Raw genomic sequence first — 20,118 nt, forward strand, 5'->3', positions numbered from 1 at the left:
GGCACCCTCGCGGGTGCCTCCGCACATGCGCCTGAACCCGCACCCCCCGCACCCGCACCGCGCCCCGCTACGCTCATACACATGGCCGGCCGCTACACACCAAGACCCACCCGCACCACCACCCGCGGCGGCGACACCCCCACCCCTCCGCCCGAGACCACCGCCCACCCGGACCTCGGCCTCATCCTGGGCCCCCTCCGCAGAGGCCCGTACGACCCCACCTTCCGCCTCACCCCCACCGGCGAGATCTGGCGAGCCACCCGCACCCCGAAGGGCCCCGCCACACTCCGCGTACGAGCACACGGCGACGAGCCGACGGCCGACACCTACGGCCCGGGCGCGGCCTGGCTGGACGACCACCTCCCCGCCCTCCTGGGCGCGGAGGACGACCCCACCGCCTTCGTCCCCCGCCACAAACTCCTCCTGGCGACCCACCGCCGCCGCCCCGGCCTCCGCCTCACCCGCACCGGCCTGGTCCTGGAGTCCCTGATCCCGTCCGTCCTGGAGCAGAAGGTCACCACGACGGAGGCGTACGGCTCCTGGCGCAGCCTGGTGCGCCAGTACGGCGAACCGGCCCCGGGCCCGGCGCCCGAGGGGATGTACGTGATGCCGGACGCCCGCACCTGGGCGATGATCCCGTCCTGGGAGTGGCACCGCGCGAACGTCGACGGCAAGCGCGCCGCCACCATCGTCCGCGCCGCCCGCGTGGCCCCCCGCCTGGAGGAGGCGGTCGACATGCCGCCCCCGGAGGCCCGCAGGCGCCTGGAACTGATCCCCGGCATCGGCCCGTGGACCTCCGCGGAGACGATCCAGCGCAGCAACGGCGCGCCCGACGAGGTCACCACGGGCGACCTCCACCTGCCCGGCATCGTCGGCTGGGCCCTGGCGGGCGACCGCACGGCCGACGACACGACGATGCTGGAGCTCCTGGCCCCCTACGAGGGCCAGCGCCACCGAGCCGCCCGCCTGATCCTCCTCAGCGGCCGCACCCCACCCCGCCAGGCCCCCCGCTTCGCCCCCAACGACATCACGCGCATCTGAGCAAGGCGGACAAGCACACCCCTCAGCGCACCGCGATGAACTCCGAGGCGAGCCGCCCGACCCGTTCCTTCGGCGGCGCGGCCGGCCGCCCGATGGCCACCGCCCCCATCGGGTCCCACTCCTCCGGCAGCCCGAGCACCTCGCGTACGACGTCCCGGCAGAACATCGTCGAGGAGACCCACGCCGAGCCCAGCCGCTCACCGGCCAGCGCGACGAGGAAGTTCTGCACGCCCGCGCCCGCCGCGACGACGAACATCTCGCGCTCGGCGGCGTCGCGGCGCGCGTCGCCGTAGTGGTGGGAGCCGTCCATGACGAGGCAGGGCACGGCGAGGTAGGGCGCGTTCCGCAGGACGTCCCCGCGCCGCACCCGCTTCGCGATGGACTCCTCGGACCGGCCGTCCCGCCGCAGGTCCGCGATCCACGCGTCCCGCATCGCATCGAGCAGCCGCAGCCGCGACGCGGCGGACTCCAGGAGGACGAACCGCCACGGGGTGGTGTGGTGCGGGGCCGGCGCCGTCACGGCCGCGGCGACCGCGCGCCGTACCGCCCCGGGGTCGACGGTGTCGGCAGAGTCGTTGGCGAATTCCCGTACCGTCCGCCGCAGCGTCACCGCCTCCCGTACGGCCTCCGAGGTGCCCAGCCGGAACATGTCGTCCGCGGCGGAGCGCACCAGCGCCCGCGCGCCCGGCTCCGCGTCCCCGGCGACCACGTGCGGCAGACCGCGCACGACGGCCACGGGCATGCCCGTGGCCTTGCCCTTCACCAGGTCGCCCGCGGCGGCGAGTTCGTCGGCGGTGGCGGTCACGGTGACGTTCAGCTCGTTGCCGTGGGAGTCGGTGGCGCCCCGCAGGTCGTCCAGGACCCGCACGCCCGCCGCGCCGATCGCCACGTCGGTCAGCCCGGCGCGCCAGGGCCGCCCGAAGGTGTCGGTGACGACGACGCCGACGTCCACGCCCAGCGCCTCGCGCAGCCCGGCCCGGATCCGCCGCGCCGACCCGTCCGGGTCCTCCGGCAGCAACAGCACGGTCCCGGCGGGGGTGTTGGAGGCGTCGACCCCGGCCGCGGCCATGACGAGCCCCTGCCGGTTCTCGACGATACGGAGGGTGCCGCGCCGCGCCACCACCCGTACCGTCTCGGCGTCGATGGCCTCCTCGCGGTCGTCGGCGGCGACGATCCGCCCCTCCGCCTTGCTCACGATCTTGGAGGTGACGAGCAGGACGTCCCCGTCCTGAAGGTCGGGGGAGACGGACGCGATCAGCTTGGCCAGATCGTCCCCGGGGGCGATCTCGGGCAGTCCGGGCAGCGCCCGGACGTGGAAGGAGGGGGGCGCCTCGGCCGTCACCCGCGGACCTCCTCGGCCAGCGCGAGCGCCGCCCGCGCCATCTCGGCGGTCGCGTCGACGTCGGTCATCATCAGCGGCACGACCCGGCAGGCGATGCCCGCCGCCTCGACGTCGGCGACGGAGCCCGCGTCCACGGTGTCCACCAGCCAGCCGTCGAGGAGTTCGGAGCCGTAGTGGCGGGCCACGGCCGCGGCCGTGGACTCGACGCCGACCGCCGCCAGGACCTTGTCGGCCATGCCGCGCACGGGCGCGTCCCCGACGATGGGGGAGAGGCCGACGACCGGCGCCGCAGCGGCGGCGACCGCCTCGCGGATGCCGGGCACGGCGAGGATGGTGCCGACGCTGACGACCGGGTTGGACGGCGGGAAGAGGATGACGTCCGCCGCGGCGACGGCCTCCAGGACGCCCGGCGCGGGCTTCGCGGCCTCCGCGCCGACGGCCACGACGGCCTTGGCGTCGACGGAGGCGCGCAGCTTCACCCAGTACTCCTGGAAGTGCACGGCCCGCTGCTCGCCGTCGACCTCGATCGCCACGTGCGTCTCGACGCGGTCGTCGGACATCGGCAGCAGCCGCACGCCCGGCTCCCAGCGGGCGCAGAGCGCCTCGGTGACGGCGCTCAGCGGGTAGCCGGCGCCGAGCATCTGGGTGCGGACGATGTGGGTGGCGAAGTCCCGGTCGCCGAGGCCGAACCACTCGGGTCCGACCCCGTAGGCGGCCAGTTCCTCCTTGACGGCGAAGGTCTCGCCCTCGCGGCCCCAGCCCTGTTCCTCGTGGATGCCACCGCCGAGGGTGTACATCACCGTGTCCAGGTCGGGGCAGACCTTGAGCCCGAAGAGATGGATGTCGTCACCGGTGTTGCCGACGACCGTGATCTCCGCCTCCGGGACGGCCTGCTTGAGACCGCGAAGGAAACGGGCACCACCGATGCCACCGGCCAGAACCACAATGCGCATGCACAGCAGTGTGTCAGGCGGTGACGGTCTCCGGGGCGGCCGGGGCGTCCGGGGCCGCGGGGGCGCACTGGCCCTGGAGCGACTCGTGCATGGACTCGTGCATCGGCATCTCGGTCAGGCCGGGGAAGTAGACGTGCAGGCTGACGACCGGCTCCAGCGAGTCGTTGGCGACCTCGTGGACGTACCCGGGCGCGAAGACCCGCTGCGTTCCGGGCCGCAGGGTGCGCACGCCCCGGTCCGTACGCTCCGTCAACTCGCCCTGGAGGACGGCGAGGACGCCGGAGGAGCGCCCGTGGTCGTGGAGGCCGCTGCCCTGGCCGGGGACCCAGGAGAGCAGCCACACCTCGTAGCCGGGCCCGGTGCGCAGGCGGTGGTACCAGCGGGTGGTGGCGTCGTACTCGACGTGCGGGGCCCACTGGGAGGGGTCGGCGGCGATCTCGCGGGCGAGACCGGCGAACTCGGCGACGGTGACGGGGTGCTCACGCTCGGGCTGGAGCAGGTGCGGGACCTCCATGAGGTCGCCGGCGATCTGAAGGTCGCTGTCCATGTTCATGGGTGGGGTGTTCCTCAGCAGAAACGAAGAGCGGTGGGGGGTCACGGCACGGGGGTCGTACAGGTGACACGGGTGACGCAGGGTGACGCTGGGGGAAGCAGCCGGAGCTCGGTGGCATCAACAGCTGGAACAGCAACAGCAACAGCGCGCCTGGACAGCGCGGCGGAACCCACGGGCGTGGGTCGCGGAGAGCGCTGTGGTCGCTGGCATGCCACCAAAGGTGGCGGGGTGGGCACCCGACTGTCAACCCAATGCCCGATTTGGGGGTAATGTTTCACCTCATCCGGTTACAGTGCCCGGAGAAAGGTTTGTGCAGCCCCGGACCAGGCAACATGGCGCATCAGTCGTGCCCGTAAACATGGCCGGCGGCCGGCCCGTCCGTGATCGGACTGTGATCCGGATCGCTTCCATGGCTGGATCGCAACAAGATCCAAGTCTCGTACGTCCTTCTGGACGGAGGCACGACACCACGGGATCCGCCGGTGGCATGTGTCACGTTTTTTGGTGATTTGAACACTTTCCGCATAGGCTTGGTTCCGCAGAGTGAATACGGGGCCCAATAGCAGATCTCGGCTTGACTCGCGCAGAGCACGAACTTGTAATTTCACTCGTGTCGTTCGGCCGTTTCGATCACGGCGACATCACGGGACGCACAGACAGACGAGGGGCGCAGATGACCGAGTTGTTCCAGGAACTGCTGGTCGAGGACGCGGACGAGGAACTCGGCTGGCAGGAGCGCGCGCTGTGCGCCCAGACCGATCCCGAGTCCTTCTTCCCCGAGAAGGGCGGCTCGACCCGCGAGGCCAAGAAGGTCTGCCTCGCCTGCGAGGTCCGCTCCGAATGCCTGGAGTACGCGCTCCAGAACGACGAGCGCTTCGGCATCTGGGGCGGCCTCTCCGAGCGCGAGCGGCGCCGGCTCAAGAAGGCCGCCGTCTGACCCGCCCCGGCCGAAAACCACCCCACGGTCCGTCCCCACCCCACCGGAGACGGACCGTTCCCATGCCCGCCGCGCCCCCCTCGTTGTGGGCAGGCGTGCTTCGTTGTGGGCAGGCGTTCCGCAGGGGCGGAACGGGTGGGCACAACGCCCCGAGGGCGGCGCCCGACCTCCCGCACGCCCACCCCGATCGCCCGCACCGCCCGGGCCCCCCACCCGCAGCCGTTAGTGTGGGCCTCCGTCCGAGACGCTCCCCACGCCCCCCGCGGGCGACCCCGGCCGGAGGGCCCGTACCTCGATGTCCTCAACTCCTGAGTTCCCCAGGCACGTCGTCACCGCCGTGCTCGTCACCCACGACGGAGCCCGCTGGCTGCCCGACGCGCTCTCCGGGCTGCTCGCCCAGGAGCGCCCGGTGCAGAGCGTGGTCGCCGCCGACACCGGCAGCGCCGACGAGTCCGCACAGCTCGTCGCGGAGGCCGTCGGCCCCGACCGCGTCCTGCACCTCGCGCGCCGCACCGGCTTCGGCGCCGCCGTCGACGAGGCCGTCCGCACCGCGCCCGTGCTCGGACCCGAGGACCTGCCGTACCTCAAGCGCCCCAGCGGCTGGGACCCCGTCAGCCGCACCTGGAACGACGAGGCGTACGACCTCCCCGACCTCCCGCACGGCGACCCGGTCCAGTGGCTCTGGCTGCTGCACGACGACTGCGCCCCCGAGCCCGGCGCCCTCGCCGAACTCCTGCGCGTCGCCGACTCCGACGCGTACGCCGCCGTCATCGGCCCCAAGCTGCGCGGCTGGTACGACCGCAAGCAGCTCCTCGAAGCGGGCGTCACCATCGCCCGCAGCGGCCGCCGCTGGACCGGCCTCGACCGCCGCGAGCAGGACCAGGGCCAGCACGACCAGATCCGCCCCGTCCTCTCCGTCTCCACCGCCGGCATGCTCGTCCGCCGCGACGTCTTCGAGGAGCTCGGCGGCTTCGACCGCCGCCTGCCCCTCATGCGCGACGACGTCGACCTCTGCTGGCGCGCCCACTCCGCCGGCCACCGCGTCCTCGTCGCCCCCGACGCCGTCCTCCGGCACGCCGAGGCGTCCGCCCGCGAGCGCCGCTCCGTCGACTGCGCCGGCCGCACGGCCGCCAGCCCGCACCGCGTCGACAAGGCCGCCGCCGTCTACACGCTGCTGGCCAACTCCTCCGGCCGCGCGCTCCCCTACGTCCTGCTGCGGCTCGTCCTCGGCACCCTGCTGCGCACCCTCGGCCTCCTCGTCGGCAAGGACCCCGGCCAGGCCGTCGACGAGATCATGGGTCTCCTCGCCACCCTGCTGCGGCCCGAGAAGGTCCTCGCCGCCCGCAAGCGGCGGAAGAACCCGGAGGTCCCGCCGGCCGAGCTCCGCCCGCTCTTCCCGCCGCCCGGCGCCACCGTCCGCGCCGCCGCCGAACAGCTCGTCTCCCACTTCGGCGGGGACGAGACGGACACCGGCTCCCGCCACGGCGCCGTCGAGTCCGGCCCCGGCGGCGACGACGCCGACTTCCTGGAGATCGAGCAGTTCGCCCGCCTGAAGAAGATCGCCCGCAAGCCGGGCCCGGTCCTCTTCGCCCTCCTCCTCGTCGTCTCCCTCGTCGCCTGCCGCAACCTCTTCGCCGGCGGCTCCCTCGCCGGCGGCGTCCTGCTGCCCGCCCCCGACACCGTCTCCGACCTGTGGGGCCGGTACGCCGACGCCTGGCACACCCTCGGCACCGGCGGCACCCAGAGCGCCCCGCCCTACCTCGGCATCCTCGCCGGACTCTCCGCGCTCTTCCTCGGATCCACCTCCACCGCGCTGACCGTGCTGCTCGTCTGCTCGGTCCCGCTCGCCGGCTTCACCGCCTACTTCGCCGCCCGCGGCCTCGTCGGCTCCCGCCTCCTGGTCGCCTGGGGCGCCATCGCGTACGCCTTCCTGCCCGCCGCCACCGGCGCCCTCGCCACCGGCCGGCTCGGCACCGCGATCCTCGCGATCCTGCTGCCGCTGATCGCCCGCGCCGCCGTCGCCGCCCACGGCTTCCACCGCCCCGACCGCGGCAGCTGGCGCGCCACCTGGACCTACGCGCTGCTGCTCACCGTCACCACCGCGTTCACCCCGATCGTGTGGCCGCTCGCGGTCCTCCTCGGCCTCGGCGTCCTCGCCTTCCGCCGCGACGACATCACCGCGTACGGGCTCCGCTTCCTCGCCGCCGTCGGCACCCCGGTCCTGGCGCTGGCCCCCTGGTCGCTCTCCCTGCTGACCGACCCCGCCGCCTTCCTCCACGAGGCCGGGCTCGACCTGCGCACCGGCACCGCCTCCGCCGTCGACCTGCTCGCGAGCAGCCCCGGCGGCCCCGGCACCACCGGCGGACTCCTCCTCCTCGGCCTGGTCCTCGCCGCGCTCGCCGCCCTCCTCCGTGAGGAGCGCAGGCTCGCCGTCCTCGCCGCCTGGACCGCCGCCCTCGCCGGCCTCCTCTTCGCCGCCCTCGCCAACGGCGCCGACGGCACCGGCTGGGCCGGACCCGCCACCCTCGTCTACGGCGCCGCCCTCATCGCCGCCGGCATGCTCGGCGCCGAGGGCGGCCGCACCCGCGTCGCCGTCCACGGCTTCGGCTGGCGCCAGCCCGTCGCCGCCCTCATCGCCCTCGCCTGCGCGCTCGGCCCCGCCGTCGCCGCCGTCGGCTGGATGATCGGCGGCGCCGACGGCCCGCTGACCCGCCGCGACCCCGTCCAGGTCCCCGCCTTCGTCGCCGAGGAGAGCGGCCAGGAGGACCAGCCCCGCACCCTGGTGCTCTCCGGCAGCTCCCCCGGCGCGGTCGACTACACCCTGTTCCGCGGCTCCGGCGCCCGCCTCGGCGACGCCGAGCTGACCGAGACCGCCGAGCCCGACCAGCGCCTCGACTCCGTCGTCGCCAAGCTCGTCGCCGGCTCCGGCGCCGACCAGACCCAGGAACTGAGCGCCTTCGCCATCCGGTACGTGCTCGTGAAGGACGGCTCGCCGCGCCAGATGAGCCGCGTCCTCGACACCACCCCCGGCCTCTCCCGCCTCAGCCAGCTCGACGGCGCCGCGCTCTGGCGCGTCGACCGCGAGATCGCCCGCGTGATGATCGTCCCGCCCGCCGCCAAGGCCGGCGCCGAGGCCGACGACACCCCGGCCGCCAAGCCGGTCCTCGTCCCCGCCGGACCCGTCGAGGCCCACGCCGACGTCCCCGCCGGCCCCGCCGGCCGCGTCCTGCGCGTCGCCGACCGCGCCGACGAGGGCTGGACCGCCACCCTCGACGGCACCGCGCTCACCCCGACCACCGTCGACGGCTGGGCCCAGGGCTTCCAGCTCCCCGAGGGCGGCGGCCGCCTCGACCTCACCTATGACGAGCCGTTCACGCACACCGTCTGGATCTGGACCCAGCTCGGCCTCGTCGTCCTCCTCGTCGTCCTCGCCCTCCCGGGTCGCCGCCGCGAGATCGACGACGACCTGCCCGAGGAGGAGACCGCCATCCCGGCCCAGGCCGCCGACGGCGACGGCCGCCGCGCCCGCCGCCTGCGCGCCGCCGCCGAGGCCGAGACCGCCGCGGCCGAGGCCGCCACCGAAGCCCCCGATGCCGACGCGTGGCCCGACGCCCCGGACGCCGACCACCGGCCGGAGCCCGCCCCGATCCCCGGACAGCAGACCGCCGCACCGGACGAGTGGGACACCGCGGGCCAGGACCCGGCCTACGCCCAGCAGCAGTACACCGCCGCGTACGACCAGCAGGGCTACGCCCAGGAGTACGCCGACCCGTACCAGCAGCAGGCGTACGCCTACCCCCAGCAGGGCTACGACCAGGGCCAGGGCTACGACCAGCCCCAGGCGTACGACCCCCAGGGCTACGACCCCCAGAGCGGCTACCCCGCCGCCCAGGGCTACGACCAGACGCAGGCGTACGACCAGCCCCAGGGCTACGACCCGCAGGCGTACGACCCCCAGCAGGCGCCCCAGGGCTACGACCCGCGGAACCCGCAGGGGTACGCCCCCCAGGAGGGCTACCCCGGCTACGACCAGGGTTACGGGTACCCGCAGGACCACGAGACCGAGCAGCGTCCCGACGGGAGCAGCAACCAGTGAAGCGCACCACCCTCACCCTGATCGCGGTCGCCACCGCCCTCGCCGCCGTCACCGGCTTCGCCGCGCTGACCGCCCCCGGCGAGCCCGCCGCCGCGACCGCCGCCGCCCCCGCGCCGCAGGCCGCCCGCCTCCCCGTCGAGCGCACCAGCCTGCTCTGCCCCGCCCCCAGCGCCTCGGAGATCGCCGAGACCCGGACCACCTCGTACACCCCGCCCGGCACCGCCGCCCCGGCCCCCGCGGGCGCGGGCACCGCCGCCAAGCCCACCGCCGTCCTCGGCGTCGCCAAGAACCCGAACGCCCCCGCCGCCAAGAAGGGCAAGGCCCCCAAGGCCCCCGCCTCCGTCACCACGCCCGGCAAGCCCGTCTCCACCGAGACGGAGGGCGCGGTCACCCACGGCCTCACCGGCACCGCCACCGGCACCCTCGCCCCCGGCTGGACCGTCCAGCAGACCACCCTCGTCCCGGCCGGCGCCGCCCGCGGCCTCCTCGGCGTGAACTGCGCGGCCCCGGACACCGACCTCTGGTTCCCGGCCGCCTCCACCGCCAAGGGCCGCGCCGACTACATCCACCTCACCAACCCCGACGACACCCTCGCCGTCGCCGACATCGAGCTGTACGGCCCCGAGGGCGAGCTGAAGACCACCATCCCCGAGGGCGTCCAGGTCCCGGCGCGCTCCACCGTCCCCGTCCTCCTCGGCCCCCTCGTCACCGGAGGCGCCCAGGAGAACCTGACGGCCCACGTCACCACCCGCAGCGGCCGGGTCGGCGCCGCCCTCGGCTCCGCCGCCGACGGCGTGGGCAGCGACTGGCTCTCCGCCTCCGCCGACCCGTCGGGCCGCGCCGTGCTCCCCGGCATCCCGGCCGACGCCACCGGCGTCCGGCTCGTCGCCTTCGCCCCCGGCGACTCCGACGCCGACCTGAAGATCCAGCTGGTCACCGCGAACGGCACGATCGTCCCCGCCGCCGCCGAGTCCCTGCATGTCAAGGCCGGCATGACCGCCTTCGTCGACCTGCCGGACCTCACCCGGGGAGCCGCCGCCTCCCTGCTGCTCACCCCGACCGACCCCAAGAAGCAGGTCCCGGTCGTGGCCGCGCTCAAGGTCGTCCGCGGCAAGGGCTCGGACACGGAGATGGCCTTCATCCCGGCCGCGGCCCCCGTCACCGCCCGCGCCTCCGTCGCCGACAACCGCGCCAAGGGCACCGCCCTCACCCTCACCGCCCCCGAGGCGGCCGCCCAGGTGAAGGTCACCGCCTCGGCCGGCACGGGCGGCGGCAGCCCCGCCACCCGCACGGTCTCGCTCAAGGCGGGTACGACGACCGTCCTCACCGACCTCGCCCCCAAGGGCGTCAAGGGCTCCTACGCGGTGACCGTCGAACCGGTCGCGGGCGGCGGACCGGTGTACGCGGCGCGGATGCTGACCGTCACGGAGGACGACATCCCGATGTTCACCGTCCAGACCCTGGTCGACGACCGGGGCACCGTCCAGGTCCCCACCGCCCGCCAGGACCTGACGGTCCTCGACGACTGACGGCCCCCCCCGGTGCGGGCTCAGTCCTGCCCGTACCGGGGATCGACCGACTCGGGGGAGAGGCCGAGCAGCTCGGCGACCTGCTCCACCACGACCTCGTGGACCAGCAGCGCCCGCTCGTCACGGCTCTTCGACCGGATCTCGACCGGCCGCCGGTAGACGACCACCCGCGCGGGCTCCCGCTTCTCGGCCGGGACCGAACCGCCCAGCGGCACGGTCTCGCCCGACACCGGCGGGGGCACGTCCAGGATCATGAACTCGACGTCCTGGAGCTGCGGCCAGCGCCGCTCCAGCCGCTCCACCGAGTCCAGCACCAGATCGCGGAAGGTGTCCGCGCGGCTCACGGACAGCGGGACCTGCGGCGGTGCGACCGGTCCCCGCATCCCGCGGCCGTGCCGGTCGCGCCGGCGGACCCGCGGCTCGGCCGGCGGCTCCCCGGAGTTCTGCGGGGGGCCCGGCTGACCGGGCGGCACAGGAGTGTCCATCACTGACGCAGCGTAACTCTCCTGGGTCACTCCGCACCGTGGCGTGGACCCGCCGATCGGCGCGTCCCACGTCACCCCCACCCCCACCCCCTGTCCAAACCTGAACATTCCGGCCGCTCAAGGGAACGATTCGGCACCCGCTCGCGATCGGCCATCTGGCCGCGCCTGACCGGAATCCTCCAGCTCCTTGTCCGGATCGCCCCCCCGTGCCACCCCCCTTGCGCCCCCTCCTCCGCAGGTCAGAACGGTCACCACTCGAAGGGGGGTGGCGGAGGTCACACCGCGACACGGTGGAGTGACCTGGGGGAGAGTCGTCGCGGCCCGCTCAAGAGTGCGGTACCGTCCAACGTCGTGAGCCCTGTACGTCGCTGTTCGCGCACCGCGTGCGGCCGCCCTGCCGTCGCGACACTGACGTACGTCTATGCCGACTCGACCGCGGTCCTCGGCCCGCTCGCCACCTACGCCGAGCCCCACTGCTACGACCTGTGCGCCGAGCACAGCGAGCGCCTCACCGCGCCGCGCGGCTGGGAGGTCGTGCGGCTCTCCGACGGATCCGCCCCCACCCGCCCCAGCGGCGACGACCTGGAGGCCCTGGCCAACGCGGTCCGCGAGGCCGCCCGCCCCCAGGAGCGCCCCGGCGAGCAGGGCAAGCCCGGCTCCGGCCGGAGCGGCGACCCCATGGAGGTCGGCCGCCGCGGACACCTCCGGGTGCTCCGTTCCCCCGACAACTGAGGGCACATCCGGCCACCGGCCGCGTGCGCCACCCCCGGCCCGGGTAGTTTGGGCGTTCCGTACGCGCGCCGCACACGCGTGCCGAGAACTCAGGAGGGTGGATCCGTGACTGCCGATCTGTCGCAGATCGTGAAGGCGTACGACGTCCGCGGGGTGGTCCCGGACCAGTGGGACGAGGAGATCGCCGAACTCTTCGGCGCCGCCTTCGTCCGGGTGACGGACGCCGACGCGATCGTCGTCGGCCACGACATGCGCCCCTCGTCGCCCGGACTCGCCGACGCCTTCGCGCGCGGCGCGGCCCGCCTCGGCGCCGACGTCACCCTCATCGGGCTCTGCTCCACCGACCAGCTGTACTTCGCCTCCGGCAGCCTCGGCCTGCCCGGCGCGATGTTCACCGCGTCGCACAACCCGGCCCAGTACAACGGCATCAAGATGTGCCGCGCCGGCGCCGCCCCCGTCGGCCAGGACACCGGCCTCGCCGACATCCGCGCCCTCACCGAGCGCTGGCTGGCGGAAGGCGCCCCCGAGGCCGCCGCCACCCCCGGCACCGTCACCGAGCGGGACACCCTCACCGACTACGCCGCCCACCTCAAGGCGCTGGTCGACCTCACCGCGATCCGCCCGCTCAAGGTCGTCGTCGATGCCGGCAACGGCATGGGCGGCCACACCGTCCCCACCGTCTTCGACGGCCTCCCGCTCGACACCGTCCCGATGTACTTCGAGCTCGACGGCACCTTCCCCAACCACGAGGCCAACCCCCTCGACCCGAAGAACATCGTCGACCTCCAGGCCCGCGTCCGCGCCGAGGGCGCCGACCTCGGCCTCGCCTTCGACGGCGACGCCGACCGCTGCTTCGTCGTCGACGAGCGCGGCGAGCCGGTCTCCCCGTCCGCGATCACCGCCCTCGTCGCCGCCCGCGAACTGGCCAAGACCCCCGGTGGCACGGTCATCCACAACCTGATCACCTCCTGGTCCGTCCCCGAGGTCGTCCGCGAGAACGGCGGCAGCCCCGTCCGCACCCGCGTCGGCCACTCCTTCATCAAGGAGGAGATGGCGAGGACCGGCGCGATCTTCGGCGGCGAGCACTCGGCGCACTACTACTTCAAGGACTTCTGGAACGCGGACACCGGCATGCTGGCCGCCCTCCACGTCCTCGCCGCCCTCGGCGGCCAGGAGGGCCCGCTGTCCGGGCTGGTCGCCTCGTACGACCGCTACAGCGGCTCCGGCGAGATCAACTCCACCGTCGCCGACCAGGCCGCCAGGACCGCCGCCGTCAAGGAGGCGTACGGCGACGGGGACGGCATCACCCTCGACGAGCTCGACGGCCTCACCGTCAGCTCCGCCGACTGGTGGTTCAACCTCCGCCCGTCCAACACCGAGCCGCTGCTCCGCCTCAACGTCGAGGCCCGCGACGAGGCCACCATGGCCAAGATCCGCGACGAGGTCCTCGCCCTCGTCCGCGCCACCGCCTGACACCCCCGCCGGGGCGGGGAACCCGCCGCTCGCCGAGCCGCGACTCCCCGCCCCCGGCGGTAGGCTGACCAGCACCGTTCATTGGTACGAAGGGACACCGCAATGCCGCTCGAAGCCGGCCTCCTGGAGATCCTGGCCTGCCCGGCCTGCCACGCTCCGCTGAACGACCACACGGCGGACGAGACCCCCGAACTGGTCTGCACGTCCCCCGACTGCGGCCTCGCCTACCCCGTACGAGACGCCATCCCCGTCCTCCTGGTAGAAGAAGCCCGCCACCCCGCCTGACCCCGCTGCGGGCACGCGCCCGCAGGCCCCGGTTTGTGGGCAGCCGCCCGCGGTGTCGGTTTGTGGGCAGGCGTTCCGCCTGGGGGTCCCCCCTGGACGGAGTCCTTGGGGGAGGAACGGGTGGGCACAAACCCCCCAGGGCGATGCCCACCCCCGAGACCTCCGCCCCGAGCGCCCGCACCGCACCCGCACCGCACCGCACCCCGCAGCACGGCGCCAGCCCACCGCACCCGCACCCGCACCCGCCCCGCGGCCCAGCGACCCGTCACCGAACGACCGCCCCGGAGGCCCGCCCATGCTGGACGAGACCCTGCTCGACGCACCGGACGCCCTCGCCCTGGCCGACCGCCGCGGCCTCCTCCGCGGCGCCGCCGAGGCCGGCGCCCGGGTCCGGACCGCCGCCCGCCACGCCACCGAGGCCGGCATCACCGCCCTCCACCCCGAGGGCCGCCCCCGCGCCGTCCTCGTCGCGGGCCCCGGCACCGCCGCCGCCGGCGTCGCCGACCTGATCGGCGCCCTCGCCGGCGCCTCCGCCCCCGTCGTACGCCTCGCCCCCACCGGCGTCGCCCCCGCCGCCGGCGCCCTGCGCTGGGCCCTGCCCGGCTGGGCCGGCTCCGTGGACCTGCTCCTGCTGCCCACCACCGACGGCTCCGAACCCGGCCTCGCGCTCCTCGCGGGACACGCCTACCGCCGCGGCATCACCGTCGTCGCCGTCGCCCCCGAGGGCTCCCCCCTCGCCGAGGCCGTCAGCGGCTCCCGCGGCCTCTTCGTCCCGCTCGCGATGGGCCCGCACGAGGAACCCGACGAGTACGGCGAGAAGCTCGCCGCCAGCCCCGGCGCCCTCTGGGCCCTCTTCACCCCCCTCCTCGCCCTCCTCGACCGCGTCGGCCTCCTCGAAGCCCCGTCCGAGGCCCTGGAGCGCGTCGCCGACCGCCTCGACCGCACCGCCGAACGCTGCGGCCCCGCCATCGCCACGTACTCCAACCCGGCCAAGACCCTCGCCGCCGAACTCGCCGAGTCGCTGCCCCTCATCTGGACCGAGGGCGACGCCGCAGGACCCGCCGGCCGCCGCTTCGCCGCCGTCCTCGCCGAACTCGCCGGCCTCCCCGCCCTCGCCGCCGAACTCCCCGAGGCGCTCCCCGCCCACGGCGTCCTCCTGACCGGCGCCTACGCCGCCGCCGCCGACCCCGACGACTTCTTCCGCGACCGCGTCGAGGAGACCCAGGCCCTCCGCGCCCGCGTCGTCCTCCTCCGCGACCGCCCGGCCGGCGGCCTCAGCGCCGCCCCCGCCGCCCGCGAACTCGCCCTCGGCCACGACACCGCCGTCAGCGAACTCGAACCCGAGGAGGGCGACGCCCTGGAGACCCTCGCGGAACTCGTCGCCGTCACCGACTTCGCCGCCGTCTACCTCTCCCTCGCGACCTCGGGCCACATGGCCCCCTGACCCGCGGAGCCGTCGTACGGCACGGCACGGCGGCACGGCACGGCGACACGGGCCGCGGCACCCCCGGCGTACGACCCCGGACACCCGCCCGCCGGCTTCCGGACTCCCTCCGGTCACCCACCCCCTGTCATCTGTCGTCTGGCACCGTCACCGCACCGAGGAGCTGGAACCCGTCATGGAACGCCTCGCCAACACCGTCCGTCCCTACGCCTGGGGATCCACGACGGCCATCCCGGAGCTGCTCGGCACCGCCCCCACCGGCGAGCCGCAGGCCGAGATGTGGATGGGCGCCCACCCCGGCGCCCCCTCGCTCACCGCCCGCGGGCCGCTGAACGAGCTGATCGAGGCCGACCCCGTACGCGAACTGGGCCCCGCCGCCGTCGAGAAGTTCGGCCCCCGCCTGCCCTTCCTCCTCAAGGTGCTCGCCGCCGGCTCCCCGCTCTCCCTCCAGGTCCACCCCGACCTGGAGCAGGCCCGCGCCGGATTCGCCGCGGAGGAGGCCGCCGGCATCCCGCTCGACGCCCCCCACCGCACGTACAAGGACGCCAACCACAAGCCCGAGATGATCTGCGCCCTCACCCCGTTCGAGGGATTCTGCGGATTCCGCGCCCCCGCCGAGGCCGCCGACACCCTCGCCTCCCTCGGCGTCGACTCCCTCAAGCCGTACGCCGACCTCCTCCTCGCGCACCCGGAGGAGGCCGCCCTCCGCGAGGTCCTCACCGCCCTGCTCACCGCCGACCGGGAGGAGATGGCGCGCACCGTCACCGAGGCCGCCGCGGCCGCCGACCGGCTCGGCGGCGCCCTCGCCCCGTACGCCGTCCTCGCCCACCACTTCCCCGGCGACCCCGGCGTGATCGCCGCGATGCTCCTCCACCACGTCCGGCTCCAGCCCGGCGAGGCCCTCTACCTGGGCGCCGGCGTCCCCCACGCGTACGTCTCCGGCCTCGGCGTCGAGATCATGGCCAACAGCGACAACGTGCTCCGCTGCGGCCTCACCCCCAAGCACGTCGACGTCACCGAACTCCTCCGCGTCGTCCGCTTCGAGCCGGGCGACCCCGGCGTGCTGCGCCCGGAGGCGTCCGCGTCGGGTGAGGAGGTCTACGAGACCCCCATCGACGAGTTCCGCCTCTCCCGACTCGTACGCGCCGAGGGCGCCGCCCCCACCGAACTGACGGCCGCCACCCCGCAGATCCTGCTGGCCACCGCCGGCCGCCCGAAAGCGGGCGAAACCACGCTCTCCCCGGGCGAATCCCTCTTCGTGCCGGCCGGCGAGCCCGTCGAACTCTCGGGAGCGGGCACGGTGTTCCGCGCCACCGTCGTGGCCTGATGCAACAATGACCGGCCGTACCACGGCCACGGTCAACGGGCCGGGGCGTCGACGAAGGGAACAGACAGACCCATGAGCGCGTCAGGCGGAACCAAGGCGATCGTGGCGGCCCTCGCCGCCAACCTCGCGATCGCCGTAGCCAAGTTCGTGGCGTTCCTCTTCAGTGGTTCGTCCTCGATGCTCGCCGAGAGCGTCCACTCCCTCGCCGACTCCGGCAACCAGGGCCTGCTCCTGCTCGGCGGCAAGAAGGCCCAGCGCGAGGCCACCCCCCAGCACCCGTTCGGCTACGGCCGCGAGCGCTACATCTACGCCTTCCTCGTCTCCATCGTCCTCTTCTCCGTCGGCGGCATGTTCGCCATCTACGAGGGCTACGAGAAGATCCACGACCCGCACCCGATCGATGCCTGGTACTGGCCGGTCGGCGTCCTGGTCTTCGCGATCATCGCCGAGTCCTTCTCCTTCCGCACCGCCATCCAGGAGTCGAACGCGATCCGCGGCGGCCTCACCTGGACGCAGTTCGTCCGCCGCGCCAAGGCCCCCGAGCTGCCCGTCGTCCTCCTGGAGGACCTCGGCGCCCTCGTCGGCCTGATCCTCGCCCTCGGCGGCGTCGGCCTCGCCCTCATCACCGGCGACGGCGTCTGGGACGGCATCGGCACCCTCTGCATCGGCGTCCTGCTCATCCTCATCGCGATCGTCCTCGCCCTGGAGACCAAGTCGCTCCTCCTCGGCGAGTCCGCCGGCCTCGAAGAGGTGAAGAAGATCGAGGACGCGATCGTCGACGGCGAGGCCGTCACCCGCCTCATCCACATGCGCACCCTCCACCTCGGCCCCGAGGAACTCCTCGTCGCCGCCAAGGTCGCCGTCCGCCACGACGAGACGGCCGCCGAGGTCGCCCAGGCCATCAACGCCGCCGAGGAGCGCATCCGCGCCGCCGTCCCGATCGCCCGGGTCATCTACCTCGAACCGGACATCTACGACGACGCCGCCGCGGCCAACGGTGCGAACCCGGCCAAGACCCCGGGCGGATCCGGCCACTGAGCCCCCACCCCACCCCAGAACACCCAGGCGAGGCCCCCGGAGCGCACCCCGCGCCCCCGGGGGCCTTCTCCGTGCGGCCTGCGGCCGGAGCGCCGATCGGTGTAGATTCGTGACGAGCCAGACGTCGCTGCTGATGGCGGTCGGGCGGGCCCCCAGGGGACCGGCCGAGGGAGAGAGGGCCTCCGACGACTGCACCGCGAACCACCCGGGCATTCGTGTGCCCGCAGGTGCCTCGACCGCGGTGTCAGGCGCCACAACCGACCCTCGCAACTCGATCCCACGAGGAGCAGCAACAGTCATGACGACTGCCGCGCAGCAGGACTTCAAGGTCGCCGACCTTTCCCTGGCCGTCTTCGGCCGCAAGGAGATCACCCTCGCCGAGCACGAGATGCCCGGCCTGATGGCGATCCGCCGCGAGTACGCGGAGACGCAGCCGCTCGCCGGCGCCCGCATCACCGGCTCCCTGCACATGACGGTGCAGACCGCCGTCCTCATCGAGACACTGGTCGCCCTCGGCGCCGACGTCCGCTGGGCCTCCTGCAACATCTTCTCCACCCAGGACCACGCGGCCGCGGCCATCGCCGTCGGCCCGAACGGCACCCCGGAGAACCCGCAGGGCGTCCCGGTCTTCGCCTGGAAGGGCGAGACGCTGGAGGAGTACTGGTGGTGCACCGAGCAGGCCCTCACCTGGCCGGACTCGCCCACCGGCGGCCCGAACATGATCCTCGACGACGGTGGTGACGCCACCCTCCTCGTCCACAAGGGCGTCGAGTTCGAGAAGGCCGGTTCCGCCCCGGACCCGTCCACCGCGGACAGCGAGGAGTACGGCTACATCCTCCAGCTCCTCAACCGCACCCTCGTCGAGGCCCCGCAGAAGTGGACCCAGCTGGCGTCCGACATCCGCGGCGTCACCGAGGAGACCACCACCGGCGTCCACCGTCTCTACGAGATGATGCAGGCCGGCACCCTCCTCTTCCCGGCGATCAACGTGAACGACGCCGTGACGAAGTCGAAGTTCGACAACAAGTACGGCTGCCGCCACTCCCTGATCGACGGCATCAACCGCGCCACGGACGTCCTCATCGGCGGCAAGACGGCGGTCGTCTGCGGCTACGGCGACGTCGGCAAGGGCTGCGCCGAGTCGCTGCGCGGCCAGGGCGCCCGGGTCATCGTCACGGAGATCGACCCGATCTGCGCGCTCCAGGCGGCGATGGACGGCTACCAGGTCGCGACCCTGGACGATGTCGTCGAGACGGCCGACATCTTCATCACGACCACGGGCAACAAGGACATCATCATGGCGTCCGACATCGCCCGCATGAAGCACCAGGCGATCGTCGGCAACATCGGCCACTTCGACAACGAGATCGACATGGCCGGCCTGGCCAGGATCCCGGGCATCGTCAAGGACGAGGTCAAGCCGCAGGTCCACACCTGGACGTTCGAGGACGGCAAGGTCGTCATCGTCCTCTCCGAGGGCCGCCTGCTGAACCTGGGCAACGCCACCGGTCACCCGTCCTTCGTGATGTCGAACTCCTTCGCGGACCAGACCCTCGCGCAGATCGAGCTCTTCACGAAGCCGGAGCAGTACCCGACCGACGTCTACACGCTCCCGAAGCACCTGGACGAGAAGGTCGCCCGCCTCCACCTCGACGCCCTCGGCGTCCGCCTCACGACCCTCCGCCCGGAGCAGGCCGCGTACATCGGCGTCAAGGTCGAGGGCCCGTACAAGCCGGACCACTACCGCTACTGATCCGTCCCCCGGCGTACGACCGGGCGACGCGTCGACCCAGCAGGCCCCCGGCACCCCGTGCCGGGGGCCTGCCCCGTCCCCCACCCCCGAGGAACACGCGATGCCCCGCGGCCGCTACTCGCTCCACGACCCGCACGACCACACTCCCCTCGGCGAGGAGCACTTCCACTGTGCCCCCGGCCCCTCCGGCTGGCGCTACGTCTCCCAGATCACCACCCCCACCGGCGACCACCGAGGCTCCGTCGACCTGGCCGTCGACGAACGGGGCCGCCCCATCCGCCTGGAACTCCACGCGTCGAGCTGGCAGGTCCGCGGCGCCGCCCTCGAAGGCGTCACCTGGGTCCGCACGGACCCCACCGGAACCCACGCCACCGAAGGCAATGTGCGCGCCCACGCCTTCACCGGTACGTCGCCCGCTTTCCTGATCGCCCTCACCCGCCTCCTGCGCCTCGCCCCCGGTGAGCCCGAGACCCGCCTCCGCCTCGTCGCCTTCACGGACCCGGTCCTCGCCCCCCTCACCGTCGACCAGTCCTGGGCCCTGCTGAAAAGCGAGGCGCACCCCACCGACAACGGCCTGCTGACCGTGGACGAATACCAGGTCAGCACCCTGGACACGGGGGAGCGCCACACCGTCCACATCGCCGGCGACGTGGTCCTCGCCGCCCCCGGCATCGAACTCGAAGACCTCGACACGCCCCCGTCCGCCTTCCCGGCCTGACGCCACACCGCCACCGATGTGCGACGGGCCCCGCTGAGCTGGTACTGTCCTCCGGTGCCCGAGAAAACCGTTGACACGGTGGACGCGGGGAGGTAGATTCAGATGGTTGCCTAGAGCTGGACAGCTCGGCAGTAATCAACTAGAGTCTGACTCACTCCCGATTCTCTGTCTCGAATCAAGAAAAGCCACCGATTAGGCGGCCGGAAATGATTCTGATAAAGTCGGAAAGCGCCGGAAGGCCCCGAGAAAAACAAATTCGGGACCGGAAAGCACCGAGGAAATCGGATCGGAAAGATCTGATAGAGTCGGAAACGAAGGAAAGCGCAGGAAGCGCCCGGAGGGCCTGGAAACAGGAACGAAGGAAGCGTCCGCACCTTGAGAACTCAACAGCGTGCCAAAAATCAACGCCAGA

Annotated in this window: 17 protein-coding genes; 12 read left to right on the forward strand and 5 right to left on the reverse strand. The window is 73.6% G+C overall.

Annotated elements, in window-relative coordinates:
• The first annotated feature begins 81 nt into the window (after positions 1 to 81).
• Positions 82 to 1,041, forward strand: coding sequence for a DNA-3-methyladenine glycosylase family protein (locus ACFXMG_RS28030; protein WP_383828961.1), 960 nt, complete (start codon positions 82 to 84; stop codon positions 1,039 to 1,041).
• Positions 1,042 to 1,063: 22 nt separating this feature from the next.
• Here ACFXMG_RS28030 and ACFXMG_RS28035 read toward each other — a convergent pair whose 3' ends face one another.
• Genes ACFXMG_RS28035 through ACFXMG_RS28045 form a run of 3 tightly spaced genes read right to left on the reverse strand, consistent with a single transcriptional unit; the run spans position 1,064 to position 3,889 of the window.
• Positions 1,064 to 2,383 (reverse strand): coenzyme F420-0:L-glutamate ligase, encoded by a 1,320-nt coding sequence (locus tag ACFXMG_RS28035; RefSeq protein WP_383828959.1) that lies wholly within the window; start codon positions 2,381 to 2,383, stop codon positions 1,064 to 1,066.
• Positions 2,380 to 3,336, reverse strand: a complete 957-nt coding sequence (gene cofD, locus ACFXMG_RS28040) for a 2-phospho-L-lactate transferase (protein ID WP_383828957.1) — start codon at positions 3,334 to 3,336, stop codon at positions 2,380 to 2,382. Before cofD ends, ACFXMG_RS28035 begins: the two co-directional genes overlap by 4 nt.
• Before the next feature lie 13 nt (positions 3,337 to 3,349).
• Positions 3,350 to 3,889 carry a cysteine dioxygenase gene (locus tag ACFXMG_RS28045; protein WP_383828955.1) on the reverse strand — a complete coding sequence of 180 codons (540 nt, stop codon included), beginning with the start codon at positions 3,887 to 3,889 and terminating at the stop codon, positions 3,350 to 3,352.
• Between the two features lie 673 nt (positions 3,890 to 4,562).
• Here ACFXMG_RS28045 and ACFXMG_RS28050 point away from each other — a divergent pair.
• The 3 genes from ACFXMG_RS28050 to ACFXMG_RS28060 all read left to right on the forward strand — a co-directional run bounded on the left by ACFXMG_RS28050 (position 4,563) and on the right by ACFXMG_RS28060 (position 10,451).
• A complete protein-coding gene (locus tag ACFXMG_RS28050) occupies positions 4,563 to 4,826 on the forward strand; it encodes a WhiB family transcriptional regulator (RefSeq protein ID WP_015033978.1) in 264 nt (87 codons plus the stop codon).
• 295 nt (positions 4,827 to 5,121) lie between these two features.
• Positions 5,122 to 8,922 (forward strand): glycosyltransferase, encoded by a 3,801-nt coding sequence (locus tag ACFXMG_RS28055; protein WP_383828953.1) that lies wholly within the window; start codon positions 5,122 to 5,124, stop codon positions 8,920 to 8,922.
• Positions 8,919 to 10,451: a DUF5719 family protein gene (locus ACFXMG_RS28060; protein WP_383828951.1), complete on the forward strand. Its 1,533-nt coding sequence runs from the start codon at positions 8,919 to 8,921 to the stop codon at positions 10,449 to 10,451. Before ACFXMG_RS28055 ends, ACFXMG_RS28060 begins: the two co-directional genes overlap by 4 nt.
• A gap of 20 nt (positions 10,452 to 10,471) precedes the next feature.
• Here ACFXMG_RS28060 and ACFXMG_RS28065 read toward each other — a convergent pair whose 3' ends face one another.
• Positions 10,472 to 10,936 (reverse strand): metallopeptidase family protein, encoded by a 465-nt coding sequence (locus tag ACFXMG_RS28065; RefSeq protein ID WP_383828973.1) that lies wholly within the window; start codon positions 10,934 to 10,936, stop codon positions 10,472 to 10,474.
• A gap of 300 nt (positions 10,937 to 11,236) precedes the next feature.
• On the opposite strand from ACFXMG_RS28065, the gene ACFXMG_RS28070 reads away from it, so the two are divergent.
• The 8 genes from ACFXMG_RS28070 (at position 11,237) to ACFXMG_RS28105 (ending at position 19,706) form a co-directional block, all read left to right on the forward strand.
• On the forward strand, positions 11,237 to 11,668 hold the full coding sequence (locus ACFXMG_RS28070) for a DUF3499 domain-containing protein (protein ID WP_383828971.1): 432 nt from the start codon (positions 11,237 to 11,239) through the stop codon (positions 11,666 to 11,668).
• 105 nt (positions 11,669 to 11,773) lie between these two features.
• Positions 11,774 to 13,141 (forward strand): phosphomannomutase/phosphoglucomutase, encoded by a 1,368-nt coding sequence (locus ACFXMG_RS28075; protein ID WP_383828949.1) that lies wholly within the window; start codon positions 11,774 to 11,776, stop codon positions 13,139 to 13,141.
• Positions 13,142 to 13,243: 102 nt separating this feature from the next.
• Positions 13,244 to 13,426 carry a Trm112 family protein gene (locus ACFXMG_RS28080; protein ID WP_383828947.1) on the forward strand — a complete coding sequence of 61 codons (183 nt, stop codon included), beginning with the start codon at positions 13,244 to 13,246 and terminating at the stop codon, positions 13,424 to 13,426.
• Between the two features lie 295 nt (positions 13,427 to 13,721).
• Positions 13,722 to 14,870 carry an SIS domain-containing protein gene (locus ACFXMG_RS28085; protein ID WP_383828945.1) on the forward strand — a complete coding sequence of 383 codons (1,149 nt, stop codon included), beginning with the start codon at positions 13,722 to 13,724 and terminating at the stop codon, positions 14,868 to 14,870.
• Positions 14,871 to 15,045: 175 nt separating this feature from the next.
• Positions 15,046 to 16,197 carry a mannose-6-phosphate isomerase, class I gene (gene manA, locus ACFXMG_RS28090; protein ID WP_383828943.1) on the forward strand — a complete coding sequence of 384 codons (1,152 nt, stop codon included), beginning with the start codon at positions 15,046 to 15,048 and terminating at the stop codon, positions 16,195 to 16,197.
• A gap of 72 nt (positions 16,198 to 16,269) precedes the next feature.
• Positions 16,270 to 17,235, forward strand: a complete 966-nt coding sequence (locus tag ACFXMG_RS28095; protein WP_383828941.1) for a cation diffusion facilitator family transporter — start codon at positions 16,270 to 16,272, stop codon at positions 17,233 to 17,235.
• A 298-nt stretch (positions 17,236 to 17,533) separates the two neighbouring features.
• A complete protein-coding gene (gene ahcY / locus ACFXMG_RS28100; protein ID WP_383828939.1) occupies positions 17,534 to 18,988 on the forward strand; it encodes an adenosylhomocysteinase in 1,455 nt (484 codons plus the stop codon).
• A 100-nt stretch (positions 18,989 to 19,088) separates the two neighbouring features.
• Complete coding sequence (locus tag ACFXMG_RS28105) at positions 19,089 to 19,706, forward strand: hypothetical protein (RefSeq protein ID WP_383828937.1); 618 nt, start codon at positions 19,089 to 19,091, stop codon at positions 19,704 to 19,706.
• 192 nt (positions 19,707 to 19,898) lie between these two features.
• Here the strand turns inward: ACFXMG_RS28105 and ACFXMG_RS28110 are convergent.
• A partial coding sequence (locus ACFXMG_RS28110) for a hypothetical protein (protein WP_384120136.1) occupies positions 19,899 to 20,118 on the reverse strand: 220 nt, incomplete at its 5' end.

Origin of the sequence: Streptomyces sp. NPDC059201 (genome assembly GCF_042754585.1) — a bacterium.
GTDB lineage: Bacteria > Actinomycetota > Actinomycetes > Streptomycetales > Streptomycetaceae > Streptomyces.